The sequence below is a fragment of the Streptomyces sp. CC0208 genome (assembly GCF_003443735.1).
GTDB classification, from domain to species: Bacteria; Actinomycetota; Actinomycetes; order Streptomycetales; family Streptomycetaceae; genus Streptomyces; species Streptomyces sviceus.
The window spans coordinates 428981-442433 of the sequence record NZ_CP031969.1; the positions used below are offsets into that span (position 1 = coordinate 428981).

At 71.5% G+C, this 13453-nt stretch carries 14 protein-coding genes and 1 pseudogene; 9 read left to right on the top strand and 6 right to left on the bottom strand.

Annotation, left to right across the window (positions count from 1 at the left end; genetic code table 11):
- Positions 1-25 precede the first annotated feature (25 nt).
- Positions 26-853 (top strand): adenosine deaminase family protein, encoded by an 828-nt coding sequence (locus tag D1369_RS02025; protein WP_276147276.1) that lies wholly within the window; start codon positions 26-28, stop codon positions 851-853.
- A 194-nt stretch (positions 854-1047) separates the two neighbouring features.
- Positions 1048-1626 (top strand): hypothetical protein, encoded by a 579-nt coding sequence (locus D1369_RS02030; RefSeq protein WP_037902451.1) that lies wholly within the window; start codon positions 1048-1050, stop codon positions 1624-1626.
- 120 nt (positions 1627-1746) lie between these two features.
- Here D1369_RS02030 and D1369_RS02035 read toward each other — a convergent pair whose 3' ends face one another.
- Positions 1747-2517: a polysaccharide deacetylase family protein gene (locus tag D1369_RS02035; RefSeq protein WP_007386811.1), complete on the bottom strand. Its 771-nt coding sequence runs from the start codon at positions 2515-2517 to the stop codon at positions 1747-1749.
- Between the two features lie 337 nt (positions 2518-2854).
- Between D1369_RS02035 and D1369_RS02040 the strand changes: the two genes are divergently transcribed.
- From D1369_RS02040 to D1369_RS02050, 3 genes are all read left to right on the top strand, one after another.
- Entirely contained in the window at positions 2855-3523 is a 669-nt protein-coding gene (locus tag D1369_RS02040; protein WP_007386810.1) for a DUF4097 family beta strand repeat-containing protein, read from the top strand.
- A gap of 13 nt (positions 3524-3536) precedes the next feature.
- Positions 3537-4184, top strand: a complete 648-nt coding sequence (locus D1369_RS02045) for a hypothetical protein (RefSeq protein ID WP_007386809.1) — start codon at positions 3537-3539, stop codon at positions 4182-4184.
- A 61-nt stretch (positions 4185-4245) separates the two neighbouring features.
- Positions 4246-4764: a hypothetical protein gene (locus D1369_RS02050; RefSeq protein WP_007386808.1), complete on the top strand. Its 519-nt coding sequence runs from the start codon at positions 4246-4248 to the stop codon at positions 4762-4764.
- An 85-nt stretch (positions 4765-4849) separates the two neighbouring features.
- Here the strand turns inward: D1369_RS02050 and D1369_RS02060 are convergent.
- Both D1369_RS02060 and D1369_RS02065 read right to left on the bottom strand, forming a co-directional pair.
- Positions 4850-5035, bottom strand: a pseudogene (locus D1369_RS02060) (VOC family protein); the annotation flags it as partial.
- A gap of 189 nt (positions 5036-5224) precedes the next feature.
- A complete protein-coding gene (locus tag D1369_RS02065; RefSeq protein ID WP_240436038.1) occupies positions 5225-6130 on the bottom strand; it encodes a LysR family transcriptional regulator in 906 nt (301 codons plus the stop codon).
- A gap of 95 nt (positions 6131-6225) precedes the next feature.
- Between D1369_RS02065 and D1369_RS02070 the strand changes: the two genes are divergently transcribed.
- From D1369_RS02070 to D1369_RS02080, 3 genes are read left to right on the top strand one after another with little or no spacing between them, the layout of a single operon-like run.
- Entirely contained in the window at positions 6226-7092 is an 867-nt protein-coding gene (locus D1369_RS02070) for an alpha/beta fold hydrolase (RefSeq protein WP_007386806.1), read from the top strand.
- Positions 7089-7844, top strand: a complete 756-nt coding sequence (locus tag D1369_RS02075) for an LLM class flavin-dependent oxidoreductase (RefSeq protein WP_240436039.1) — start codon at positions 7089-7091, stop codon at positions 7842-7844. The genes D1369_RS02070 and D1369_RS02075 overlap by 4 nt, the downstream gene beginning before the upstream one ends.
- Positions 7771-8541: a class I SAM-dependent methyltransferase gene (locus D1369_RS02080; protein WP_007386804.1), complete on the top strand. Its 771-nt coding sequence runs from the start codon at positions 7771-7773 to the stop codon at positions 8539-8541. The genes D1369_RS02075 and D1369_RS02080 overlap by 74 nt, the downstream gene beginning before the upstream one ends.
- Positions 8542-8573: 32 nt before the next feature.
- Here D1369_RS02080 and D1369_RS02085 read toward each other — a convergent pair whose 3' ends face one another.
- The 3 genes from D1369_RS02085 to D1369_RS02095 all read right to left on the bottom strand — a co-directional run bounded on the left by D1369_RS02085 (position 8574) and on the right by D1369_RS02095 (position 11457).
- Entirely contained in the window at positions 8574-9218 is a 645-nt protein-coding gene (locus D1369_RS02085; protein ID WP_240436040.1) for an ATP-binding protein, read from the bottom strand.
- Between the two features lie 147 nt (positions 9219-9365).
- Positions 9366-10067 (bottom strand): GAF and ANTAR domain-containing protein, encoded by a 702-nt coding sequence (locus D1369_RS02090; protein ID WP_037904027.1) that lies wholly within the window; start codon positions 10065-10067, stop codon positions 9366-9368.
- 376 nt (positions 10068-10443) lie between these two features.
- Complete coding sequence (locus D1369_RS02095; protein WP_240436041.1) at positions 10444-11457, bottom strand: zinc-binding dehydrogenase; 1014 nt, start codon at positions 11455-11457, stop codon at positions 10444-10446.
- 214 nt (positions 11458-11671) lie between these two features.
- On the opposite strand from D1369_RS02095, the gene D1369_RS02100 reads away from it, so the two are divergent.
- Positions 11672-13429, top strand: a complete 1758-nt coding sequence (locus D1369_RS02100; RefSeq protein ID WP_037902450.1) for a serine/threonine-protein kinase — start codon at positions 11672-11674, stop codon at positions 13427-13429.
- Positions 13430-13453 lie beyond the last annotated feature (24 nt).

The following is a 13453-nucleotide window of genomic DNA, read 5'->3' on the forward strand; positions in this document are numbered from 1 at the left end:
GCCCGCGCCGGAACCTGCTGCGGCTGTGCGCGAGGTGGTCGAGGACGCCGCCGCGGACGGGGCGGTCTGGGTTGAACCGCACGTCAACCCTTTGACCTACGTGGCCGATCCGGACGCCGCGCTCGACCTGCTGGACATGGTGATCGACGAGGGGCGCAGCACCGCCGCCCGGCTGGGCATCGGCTTCGGCGTCCTGATGTTCGCCCGGCGCAACGGGGATCCCGCGCAGGCTGTCGAGACGGCCCGCCTCGCGGCCCTTCGAGCTGACGACGGCGTGGTCTCCTTCGGTCTGGCCGGCGACGAGGCCCGCTGTCCCCCTGGGCCGTTCGCCGAGGCATTCGCCATCGCCCGTGAAGCCGGGCTGATTTCCGCTCCGCACGCCGGTGAACTCGCCGGGCCGGCCAGTGTGCGCTCCGCACTCGATGTGCTCGGAGCGCGGCGAATCGCCCACGGTGTACGAGCCGTTGAGGACCCCGCCCTCCTCGCCCGCCTGGCGACGGAAGGCGTCGTCCTGGACGTCTGTCCCACCTCCAACATCGCCCTCGGCGTCGTGGAATCCCTGTCCGTCCACCCCCTCCCGCTTCTCCTGCGAGCCGGTGTGCGATGCACGCTGAACGCCGACGACCCGCTGCTGTTCGGCGCCGGCCTGCTGGACGAGTACGAAACGGCCCGCGCAAGCCTGGCGCTCACCGATGCCCAACTCGCCGAGATGGCCCGCGTCTCGATCGAGGCCTCGGGCGCCCCGCGCGCAATGGTGGAGGACGCGGTCACACACATCGGCGACTGGCTCGGCACCCCGCCCGAGCAACAGCATGCCGGACACGGCAGAGATGAGAGCACCCTCTACGGGTAGGTGCGATCAACCCAGCCGGGGTGAGACCGGAGGTGCAGGCTGACGTACCTCTCCGGGCGCACGGCGATCACCGGTGTGCGCCGGGTGAGGGATCGATACGTCAGCTCAGCGGGCGATGTGAGGCACCGTCAGCCCGCGGGACTCTGGGAAGGCGTCCGCGGAGTACGGGCGTCATCCACGAGGAAGGACCAGCGATGAGCCGCACTGCGTCAGCCTCCACCCGCGTCCGTGTCGCCGCAGGCGTCGCCGCCCTGATCACCGTCGCGTGCACCGCCTCCGCCACCGCCATCGACCGCTCACCCGGAGCCGCCTCCCCCGCCAAGCCGCGGGAAGCCGCCGCCCTGACCGGGTCCGCCAAGCTCTCCCGGACACTCGGAGACGACATCACCTTCACCTTCGACGCGCATCTCGCCGCCGAGCACCGGATGGACCCGGCCAAGGCCACCGGGACGTTCCGCTTCAGCCACTACCTCGACGGCGAGGGCGCCTGGGCCAAGGGGCGGATCGACTGCCTGGTGACCGGGGGGAAGGTCGCGGTCGCCACCGGTGTCATCACCGGCAGCGACCTGCCGGGAGCGAAGGGCAAGCGGGTGGGCTTCACCGTGCACGACGTGGGCCGGCACGACCGGTTGGGCTACAGCTGGGCGTCCGTGGGCAACCCCGTGGAGACCAAGGACCTGCCCAAGTGCGTGAGTTCAGCACCGTTCGAGCGCGTGAAGAGCGGCACCGGCGACTTCCGGGTCCTGCCCTGGCAACCGGACTTCGTCGACTAGGGCGCGCAGACCGGGGTGCCCTGCTGACAAGCCTGCTTGCTACGGGGCTCGCGGCTTGGGTTGAAGGTTGACGACCTGCGGCTTGCGGCTGGCGGTTTTGAAGGTCGCCAGCCGCCGAGGTCAGCGCACCGGGAAGCCGAAGGAGTAGCCCTGCTCCTTGAGCCAGGGCAGGATCCGGCGCAGGGCCTCGACGGTCTGGGAACGGTCGCCGCCCGCGTCATGGAAGAGAACGGTCGGGCCACCCGCCAGTTCCCGTTCGACCGTGGCGACGATGGCGTCCGAACCCGGCCGCTCGAAGTCCTTGGAGTCCACGTTCCAGCCCAGCGGACGCATGCCCCGGGAAGCGGCGAGCTTTCGGCTGTAGGGGGTGAAGGCGCCGCCGGGGGCCCGGTAGTACATCGGCCGTACGCCGCCGGACGCCTGGGTGATCATTCGTTCGGCGTCGAGTATCTGCTGCGACTGGTAGGTCTCGGACTTCTTGTCCATGGTGGTGTCGTGGGACACCGAGTGGTCGCACAGCCGGTGCCCGGCGGCGACCACCTGCTTCACCAGGTCCGGATGGGCCTGCGCCTGCGTCCCCACCATGCAGAACGTGGCCTTGACTCCGAACTCCCGCAGTACGTCGAGCACTTGGGGGGTCCATACCGGGTCGGGCCCGTCGTCGATCGTGATGTTCACGCCACGGGCACCCTTGTCGGAAGCGTGCACGATGGTCACCGCGACCGGCTTCACCGCACTGCCCGGCGTGGCCGACGTGTTCGCCTTGGGCGACGTACCGCCGACGGCATCGGCCTGCGCGGTCCACACGGAGGCACCGGCGGCGAGCAATGTCACGCCGAGCGCCGCCCCGAGCACCTTGCTGTTCCAGCCACGCCCGCCGTGCCGTGCCATGTCCGCCCCGCTTTCCCGCAGTTACTCGTCGGTTCCCTGGTCTGTCAGTGACCACCCGACAAGACGAGCGGCAACGGCCATGGGATGCGTCCGTTACCGATCAAGAACAATTCCGGGGGAGTTCGCGGACAACCGACCGGGTTGTCGACATAGCGTTCACTCGAAGCCATTGCAACGACGCGACAACTGCCGTTGCGTTGCTTTCTGATTCGTTGCAATGAAATTGCGGCTCCGACCTGCCGATATTGCCGTTCCCCGCAACAAGTAGGTTGCCGCAATCGTGAATGCAACGTAGCTTTTCACTCATCGGAAACAGCGACGAACGCAGGAGCACCTGATGCAGAAGTTCGACACCCCCGCCCCCGTCACCACCGTCATCGACCTCCCCGCCGGCCGGGTCCAGGTCATCGCCGCCGACCGCGCCGACACCACCGTCGACATCCGGCCCGCCGACCCCGCAAGGAACCGCGACACCAAGGCCGCCGAGCAGATCGACGTCACCCACGGCACCGACGGTGTCCTGCGGATCGCCGCCCCGGCCGCGAAGAACCAGTACTTCGGGCCCTCCGGGTCCGTCGAGATCACCGTCCAGCTCCCCACCGGCTCACACGTCCAGGCCACAGCGGCCGCAGCCGAGTTCCGGGCCGTCGGACGCCTCGGGGACATCGTCTTCGAAGGCGCCCACGGCCCCGTCAAGATCGACGAGGCCGCGAGCCTGCGCCTGACCGTCACCGACGGCGACATCACCGTCGGACGCCTCACCGGCCCCGGCCAGATCAGCCCCCAGCGCGGCGACATCACCCTCGCCGAAGCCGTCACCGGCACCGTCGTGCTCACCACACAGAAGGGCGACATCACCCTCGCCGCCGCCGCCTCCGCCGCCCTGGACGCCGGCACCACCCACGGCCGCGTCCACAACTCCCTGAAGAACGCCGAGGGTTCCGACGCCGCCCTGACCATCCGCGCCACCACCGCCCACGGCGACATCACCGCCCGTAGCCTCTGAAAGGAACGCCCTCATGCCGTCGCCGCTCATACAGAAGCCCGAGACGGCAACCCCGGTCGCCCTGAACCCCGTCGTCTCCTTTCTACGGTTCGTCATCCTGGGAGGCGGCCTCGGGGTTCTCTCCGGGCTCGCGGTGCCGCAGCTGGCCATGGCCCTGCCCTGGGCCGTCTCGAACGCGCTGGTGACCGCCGCCTCCACCCTGCTGTGCACCGAACTCCACGCCCGCTTCACCTTCGGCACCGGGCGCCGCGCCGGATGGCGGGAGCACTGGCAGTCCGCCGGCTCGGCGACCGCCGCATACCTGGCCACCACCGGTGCCGTGTACGTCCTTCACCTGGCCAAGCCCGCCTCCGGCGTCCTGAGCGAGCAGACCGTCTATCTGAGCGCCTCCGCCCTCGCAGGGCTGGGCCGCTTCGCCCTCCTGCGCCTCCATGTCTTCGCCACCCGCCGCGAGCAAAGGGCGAGGACTGCGCCTGTCGTTCTGTTCGGGCCGCGGTGCGCCGACGGTGACCCGGACGCCGTAGAAGAGACCACCCTGAACACCTCCAGGTGGTGCGCGTCGACGCCTTGTGTGTCAGCACACGGGGGCGGTGTCACACCCGCGTGGGACCGTGGAGGTCTGGACGAACGGCGCGTGGTCGACGCCCGGCTGTCGGCCTGAAGGAACCAGCGATGTCGGCCATGGCGACCACCGCGCGCCCTGAGCCGAGAAAGGCCGCGTCATGACCGACATCGACACGCAGTTCCTGCGCAGCCTGTTCGACGAGGAAGGCAGCCTGCACACCGCCGGCCGCACCGCCCTGTACCGGCTCCACGGCCTCGAAGGCCTGCTCTACGTGGGCATCTCCACGTGTCCGCTCACGCGCATCCGTACCCACCTGCAGCAGCAGTCCTGGGGACCCCGCGTCATCGGCATACAGATCGACTACCCCCACGACGCGCACGCGGCCGAACGCGAAGCCGTCCACACCGAACGGCCCCTGTACAACGTCGTCTTCAACGGTCAGGCCCCTCCCCCACCACCCGACCGGGCAGCGCGGCTCAGGGCCGAACTCGCCGCGCAGCAACGCCGACTGGAACAACTCCAGGCCGCCGTACCGCAGTCCACCGCCCACCTACGTCTCATCCTCCGCGGCATCACGGCGGCACAGACGAAAATCGCGAAGCTCACCAGGGACGCCGAGGAGGCCGACGCCGCACAGGGCCCGTCCGGACGGCGGCCCGGACGGGCCGAACCGTGAGCGCAGTGTCGAACCAGCAGCCCAGGCCGCCGAGTTCGCGCTTCATCGCGGCGTCGAGATCCTCGTAGCCGTCCATCCGGCATGCTCAGTCGAGGCAGAACTCATTGCCCTCGATGTCCCTCATCACGATGCACGACTCGTTGTCCTCATCGGCCGGCAGCAGTCGTTCGCGTACCGCGCCGAGCGCGACAAGCCGTGCGCATTCGGCCTCCAGCATGGCCAGTCGCTCCTCACCCACGAGCCCGGTGGCCACCCGCACGTCGAGATGCACCATCGGGGCCGGGTGGCCCGACCCCGTGCGGTACACGACGGCCCTCGGCCGGGCCCACGACATCCTCATCCATCTGCACGACGTCGAAGCGACCACGTATCTGGGCACCCCCTGATCCGCGGGAACACCCCGCGTTGCGAAGTGCGGCTCGGCGGGCGACGGCTCCTGGCGATGGCCAACCGCCCTGCGTCACGCAGTGGGTGGCGGCGGTGCGAGTGCGGCCGCGACCTCGACGGCGACTTCGACGGCACGGGCGGCGAGTGGTGAGTGGACGCGTCCGGCCTGCCAGTGCAGGTAGATCTCCCGGGGCGGCAGGGCGGGCCGTAGCTCGTGGATGCGGAGCCTGGCGTCGGAGGGGACGTCGGCACCGCGGACGGCGAGCCAGGGCAGCAACGCCGAGCCCAGGCCGGCTCGCACCATCGACAGCAGGGTGTCGTTGACCGCGCTGCGGAACACGATCTGCGGACGCGCGCCGCTCCGGGCGAGTGCCTGCTCCATCAGGGGCTGGTCGCAGGTCAGCGGCCAGGCCACCATCGGTGCGCCGTCGAGCCGGTCCAGCGACACGGGACCGTCGGGGAACGTGCCGGCACCCGCCACCAGCAGATACGGATCGTCGAGCAGCTTGCGGTGCTCGACCTCGCCGTCGATGCGGCCGTCGTAGAACAGCAGGTCGAGGTCACCGATCCGGGGCTGCTCCGGCTCCTCCTCGGACAGCCTGATGTCGCAGCCGGGGTGCTCGTCGCGCAGCCGGCGTACGACCGAGGGCAGGATCACGCTGGACACGCTCTGGAACGTGCCGATGTCGATGCGGCCGTCGCCCGCCTGGAACCGGTCCACGGCGTCCGCCAGTGCCTCCGCCTTGGCCAGCACGGCGCGGCCGTGGTCCAGAACCACGATGCCGAGTGGGGTGAGCCGGACCGGCCTGGGGCCGCCCGGCCGGTCGAACACCGGACCGCCGACGGCCCGCTCCAGCGCGGCGATCTGCTGACTCACCGTCGACTGGGTGTACCCGAGGCGGAGGGCTGCCCGGCCGAACGAGCCTTCCTCGGCGATGGCGGCCATCGCCGCGAGGTGGCGCAGTTCGATGGTGCTCACGCGTCCCAGCGTAACGACGTACATCGACATATGCGATCGAATCAATCGGAATTCATCGCTTTTCCCAATGGAGCCCGGGGCTCTAGCGTCGGGACATGACCTCACCTCACTCGCACGGCGAACCGCACGGCGAACAACTCCTCGGCGTCAACGGCGTCGAGTTGTGCACCGAGACCTTCGGAGACCGCGCGGACCCGGCGGTCGTGCTGGTCGCCGGGGCGGCCGCCTCGATGCTGTGGTGGGACGCCGACCTGTGCGAACAGCTCGCCGCCCGCGGCCGGTTCGTGGTCCGCTACGACCACCGGGACACCGGTCGTTCGACCTGCTGCCCACCGGGACGGCCGGCCTACACGTACACGGACCTGGTCCTCGATGTGCTCGGTGTCCAGGACGCCTTGGGCATCGAGGCCGCCCATGTGGTCTGTCAGTCGATGTTCGGCGGGGTCGGACTCCTCCTCGGCGTGGACCATCCCGACCGGGTCGCGTCGCTGACGTTCGTATCGGCCACGACCGGCGCTGACGACCTGCCGCCGCCGTCGAGCGACCTGCCCGTGCCGGCCGAGCCGGACGTCTCCGACGCGGCCGCGGTGGTCGAGTACGTGGTCGCGGGTGCGAGGGCGTACGCCGGTGGCTCGCCGTACTTCGACGAGACCGCGATCCGGGCATTGACCGCGCGCGACGTGGCGCGTGCCAGGAACTACTCGTCGACCCTGGTCAACCACTTCGCCATCGAGCACGACAGGCCGGCACGCGGTGGCTTCGGTGACATCGTGGCGCCGACGCTCGTGGTCCACGGCGACCACGACCCCCTGCTGCCGCTGCCGCACGGCGAGGCGCTGCGTGACGCGATCCCGGGGGCGGAGCTGCTGGTCCTCAAGGGGGCCGGGCATGATCTGCCGCGTCCGGTGTGGGAGGACTTCGTGTCGGCTCTGGTGCGGCACACGACCGTGGGTGGCTCGTGAACGGGCTGCGGTCGGCGCTCTGGCTGCCGCTCTTCGACGACCTCGCCGGCCCGCTGGTGGGCGCCCGGGAGCCCGTGCGGCAGGTCGCCGACCCGTGGATCGCGCTGGCGGCGATCGCGGCCGTGACCGAGCGGATCCGGCTCGGCCCGATGGTGACGGCGCTTCCCCGTCGACGGCCGGTCAAGGTCGCGCGCGAGAGCGTGACACTCGATCGGCTCAGCGAGGGCCGCCTCACGCTCGGCGTCGGCCTCGGCAGCGACCGGTTCGCCGGCGAGCTGACCAGGACCGGCGAGGAGCTCGACGCCCGGCGGCGCGGGTGGATGCTCGACGAGTCCTCGGGCGTCCTGGGCGCCGCCTGGTCCGGCGAGCCGGTACGCCACCGCGGCGAGCACTACACCGTCGACGACATCGCGTTCCTGCCGCGCCCGGTGCGGCGGCCGGGCGTCCCCGTGTGGGCCGCAGGAATGCCGGGCAACGCCAAGCCGATCCGCCGTGCCGCACGGCTCAACGGCGTCTTCCCTGCCAATCTGGAACACCCGGACCAGCTCGCCGAGATCGTCGGCACCGTAGGCGAGAGCGGGCGCGACATGGTGGCTGCCGGAGTGCGCACCGGGCGTACGGCTCGACACTGTGCGGGGCGTACTCCGCGACGGCCCCGCGGCATGAGGAGGTGTCCCCGTGTTCGACTACGACTCCGAGCTCGCTCGGCATCACGAGCGGCTGCTGGAAGCCCTCGGCGTCCGCGCCGGTGATCGTGTCCTGGACATCGGCTGCGGCACCGGACGTACCACCCGGGACGCGGCCCGGGCGGCGTCGCCGGGTACCGCGCTCGGCATCGACGTCTCGGGCCCGATGCTGGCGCGGGCCCGCCGTGCGGCCGCGGCGGAAGAACTCCGCAATGCCGACTTCGTGCAGGGGGACGCCCAGGTCCACGCGTTCCCGCCTGAGCACTTCACCTTGGCCGTCAGCCGGTTCGGGACGATGTTCTTCTCCGACCCGGTCGCCGCGTTCGCCAACATCGGGCGAGCCCTGCGTCCCGGTGGGCGCTTCGTGCAGCTGGTCTGGCAGGCCGCCGAACGTCAGGAGTGGCATACCGCGATCCAGGCGGCGCTCTCTCGCGGGCCCGTGTCATCGGCGTCCGCCCCGGCGGCCCCCGACCCCTTCACGCTGGCCGATCCGCAGGTCACGACCGGCATCCTGACCGCGGCCGGATTCAGCGAGCTGGACGTCGTCGACGTACGCGAGCCCGTCCGCTACGGCCCGGACGCCGAGGGCGCGCTGGCTGCCGTGCTCCAGCTGCGCATGGCGAAGGAATGGGTCAACGGTCTCGATGCCGCGAGCGCCGAGCGTGCCCTCGACCGGTTGCGCACGACTCTCGACGCGCACGACACCGGCGACGGCGTGTGGTTCGACTCCCGCGCCTGGCTGGTCGTCGCGCGCCGGAGTTGACCCTCCGCGCGGGGCCGCCGCCGTGACGTGCGCTACCGGGGCCGGCCGACCGATGAGCGGGATGCGGTGAGCGAGCTGTCGCCCCCGCCGGCTCGCGTGCTCCGTCGTCCCCGGGGGTCGACCGGGCCGTGGATGACGCCGTGCGGCCCCGTCCCGAGGGAGTCGCCGGCCACCCTTTCGTCGGCCCGTGCCCGGTCGGCGGACTCCCCGCGGCCGGTGTCGTCGCTCGCGACGAGCCGCAGATGAGCGGTGATCTGCTTGCCTGTGCCGCGGGAGGTGACGTCGACTCTGTCACTGACCGAGTGCACCAGGTACAGACCGTGACCGCCGACACGGCGGCGGTCGGGCGGCTGGACCACCGGCGCGTCGGGCGAGGTGTCGTACAGGCTGATCGACAACTCTGTGCCGGTCAGCCGCAGCGTCAGGGCGCAGGGGCCGGGGGCATGGCGCAGAACGTTCGAGATGAGTTCGCTGACGACCAGTTCGGCGTCCGTGACCCGGGACGCCTGGACGGCGGGGCGGGCGCCGCGCGGAGCGCGGGCGAGGACGGCGCGCAGATCCCGCCGCGCTTCTGCGGCGTGGACCGTGCCGGGACCCCAGGCCGCGACATACCGCAGTTCGGCATGATCGTCCCTGCCCACCTCATCTGCCGCCTGCTTCATAAGCGGGATGATCATGTGGAGCTCTTTCGTCGCTTTCACCACTCGTGGCTGGTTGACGCTCTTGCGGCTACCCGGGCACAGGCCATGTACGCAGACCGTGCGCGGCCGGCCGGCAGGTGGCGTCCCGCGAGACGAGTGAGGCGCGGGCCGGACGGCGCGGGGTCAGGCCTGGCCGGCGCGGTCCGCGCGGACCCGCTGGGCGACGTCGCGCAGCTTGATGTTGTGCTGCTGCGAGATGCGGCGCAGCACGCCGAAGGCGTCGTCCTCGCTCAGCTTGTGCCGTTCCATCAGGATGCCCATGGCCTCGCCGATGGCATGGCGGGTCTTCATGGCGTCCTCGAGCTGGTCGATGGTGCGGGCGTCGGCCAGGGCGACGGCGGCGTGCGAGGCCAGCATCCAGCCGGCGGTCTCGATGTCCTTGTCGAAGGCTCCGGGGCGGCTGGAGTACAGGTTCAGCGCGCCGAAGTCCTCGTCGTGGGTGTAGAGCAGCACCCCGGTCATACTGCCGATCCCCAGGTCGCGAGCCGCCTCGGCGAACCGCGGCCAGGCCGGCTGCGGCTGGGTGATGTCAGCGATCCGGAACGCGCGCTCGCCGTTCCCGCCGTCGGCGCGAGCGGCGAGATCGAAGCACGGGCCCTCGGCCAGCTCACCCTGCAGCCGGTCGGATGCCTCCACCACGTCGCCGCACGAGGACAGCGTCACCGCCCGGCCCTTGCGGACCGCGAGGATCCCGGCCGCGTCACAGCCCTCCACGAGCTGCACCGCCGACGCCGCGATCTCGTCCAGCGTGCCCTGCAACGACTCCTGCGCGAGCAACTTCCGCGCGAGCTGGGCCATCGCCTCGGCGAACTCCCGCCATTCCACCGCCACCACCCACCTCCACCGGTGCGGCCACCCTACCGCCGACCCGCTCTCCGTCTCGCACCGAGCCGCCGCAGCACGGTTCACACCGTTCGGTCGGCCCTCCGGCCCTGCCCCACTCCCGCACGGAGCGGGCCGTCGTCTCCCGTCAGCGCTGCGCAAAGGGGTGGACCTCACCTGAACGCGGCCTCCCCGGCTCGTTGGCTGAACCGGAGAAGCCTGGCCGGTGCGGCCCCCATGGGTACGCCGCCACGCCCGGCCTGCCCTTCAAGTCCCCACCTCTGCGCGCGCTACTCCTGCGCAGCCAGTGCCGGAAGAGACGGGCCCCGGCCGTGACGCCGACGTCACGAGACGGCCCGTCGCCGAGGGTCACCGACCCTCATGAACGTTCCTCGTGCCGGACGCGGACGACGAGCTTGCCGGTGGCCCGGTCGTGTTCCATGTCGTCGTGGGCCTGCGGCACCTGGTCCAGGCCGTCGTAGACACGGTCCACGGGAAAGGCCAGCCGGCCGGCGGCGACCGCGTCCAGGATCTCCTGGAAGGCCTCGCGGGGCAGGTCGGCCGCGTCGCCGAAGTATCCCGCGAGGCGTACGCCCCTCGGCAGGTACTCGTTGGGGGAGAAGTCCCGCACCGTCCACTGGTTGGAGAGGCTGCCGCCGAAGCAGCCCGTGCCGTGTACGCGTACCGCGCGCAGGGTGTCGCGCAGGGTCGGCGTGCCGACAAGGTCGAGGGCGGCGTCGACGCCGTCCGGGTACAGCTCGCGCACGGCGGGCGCGATCTCGCCGGTGTCGAGCAGCGGGTGGTCGACCCCGTGCTCCGCCAGCAGGGGGAGGCGGTCGGGCCGCCGGGTGGTGGACAGCACCGTGGCGCCGCGCCAGGTCGCCAGCGCGGCGGCTGCCAGGCCGACCGAGGAGGTGCCGCCGCGGATCAGCACGGACTGGCCGGGCTTCAGGTCCAGGCCGACGGTGAGCGAGCCGTAGGCGGTCTGCACCATCTCCGGCAGGGCGCCCAGTACCTCCCAGGGCAGGTCCGTGTCGACGGGGATGACCTGGGACAGCGGCACCGAGGTGTACTCGGCGTAGCCGCCGTCGTAGGTGCGCCCCATGTCCCCCATCATCGCGACGACCTTCTGCCCGGGAGCCAGCCCGCTGCCGGCCGGGGCCGCGTCGACGATGCCGGCGGCCTCGATGCCGGGCACGCGGGGAAAGCTGACGCCCTCGCTCACCCCCAGGCGGAGCTTCAGTTCCGAGCGGTTGAGGCCGAACGCCTCGACGCGCATGCGCACCCAGCCGTCCCTCTCGGGCGGGAGCGGCAGCATGGTCGGCCGCAGGTTGTCCACGGGACCGGGAGCGGAGAGCCGGACGGCGCGCATCATGCGGGGCGAGGACGTCATGAGCCTGCTTTCTACCCGGGGCCGGAGCGTCGGTCGGCGGTGGACAACGTGCGGCCGCCGCGGGTTCATTCCCGACTCGTCCGGACGATCACGCGTGCGAGAGCGATCCGCGTGACGGAGGTGACGGATTTCCTGAACACCTGCGCGAGCTGAGCTACGCTCGTCTCCCGCCGGGGGGAACTGGCGTGCATCGAATGTGATTTCGGGGGATTCCTTGTCGGGACAGCGGCCGGCGTCGGCGGACGACGCGGCTGCCGCGCTGCGGCAGACCGGTGCCTTACCCGTGCGGCTCGGCGACCCGAGGCGCGTCGGCCCCTATGCGCCGGTGGCGCTGCTCGGCAGTGGCGGCATGGGGAGGGTCTATCTGGCGCGTCCCGTGGACGACAGCCCCGGTCTGGTCGCGGTGAAGGTGATCAGGCCGGAGTACGCGGAGGATCCCAGGTTCCGGCGCCGGTTCGAGCGCGAGGCGGCCGTACACGCCCGGCTTCGCACACCGCACGCACCGCGGCTGTGCGGCACGGGCTTCGAGGACGAGCTGCTGTGGATGGCCACGGAGTACGTCCCGGGCTTCGATCTGGCGGAAGCCGTCAAGGAGTACGACGTCCTGGAGACGACCGCGGTGTGGCGGCTGGTGGCGGAGCTGGGCCAGGCACTCGCGGCCCTCGCCGTCGAGGAGATCGTGCACCGGGACCTGAAGCCGTCCAACGTGCTGCTGTCCGTCCGCGGCACGCACGTGATCGACTTCGGGATCTCGAAGGCCGTGGACGCGAGTGCGATCACCGGCACGGGCAACCGGGTGGGGACCCCGGCCTACATGTCCCCCGAGCATCTGAGAGAGGGCCGGTCCGACACGGCCTCGGACGTGTTCTCGCTGGCCGGGACACTGGTCTACGCGGCGACGGGACGTGCGCCGTTCGGCGACGGCACCGGGGTCGACGTGATGCACAGGGTGGCGTACGAGAACCCCAACCCCGAGCTCGTCGGTGAGATCTCGGCGGCGGACGAGGAGCTCGGTGCCCTGCTGACCGCCTGTCTGGACAAGGACCCCGCGCGGCGGCCCACCCCGCAGGAGCTGATCGACGCCGCCCGGGTACGTCCCGTGGCCGCCGCCTGGCCGGACCCCCTGGGCGGCAAGGTGCTCGCCCGGCAGCAGGCGTACGAGGCGCTGCACCGTCTGCCCCTGGCGGACTTGAGCCGTTTACGGTCTCCGGGCGACCTGCCGCTGCCCCTGGCCGTACGTCTTCCCCCACCTGCTCCCCTGCCCGCTGCTCCCGATGCGCCGCCGCCCGTGCAGGCTGAGAACGCCCCTCCCCCGCCGGGCCCGTCCGAGGAGCCCGCCCGGAGCCGCCGGAAGGCGTTACTGGTCGTCGCCGCGGTCCTCACGATCTGTGTCGTAGCCGCGGTGGCGTTGCTGCTCGTCCGTCAGGACCCCCCTGCCGTCGCCTCTCCCAAGGCCGGCGCCACCGGAGCGGACGGCACCGGCCCCCGTGGCGCCTCCGACGGATCGGTGTCCCCGAGCGTCGGCGGACTGAGCCGCCCGGACGTCGACGGTGCCGTGGCGGAGAACCGCGCCCCGACGGCGGGAACCACTTCGGCGAAGCCCCATGCCTCGGGCTCCGCCGACGACCGGGGCGACGACTCCTCGCCTCCCGGTCACGCTCCGTCCACCACGCCCTCCGCCACCGCGTCCGCCGAGGCCCCGTCCGCCGGGACCGACACCGCTCCCTGGCTCTCGGAGTGCACGTACTACGACGGCAACGGACGCACTCGCCTCGGCGACAGCGGCAAACGCGTCCAGCAGGTGCAGTGCATGCTGACAGAGCGCGGATACAGCGTGGGAGGCACCGGCGTGGACGGGGAGTTCGGGTCCGGCACGCAGAACGCGGTCCGGGCCTTTCAGAACGAGCGGGGCCTTGATGCCGACGGTGTCGTGGCGCACGACACCTGGGTCGCGCTGCGCAGCGCCGAGTGAAGGGCCCCGTCCCGCGACGGACGC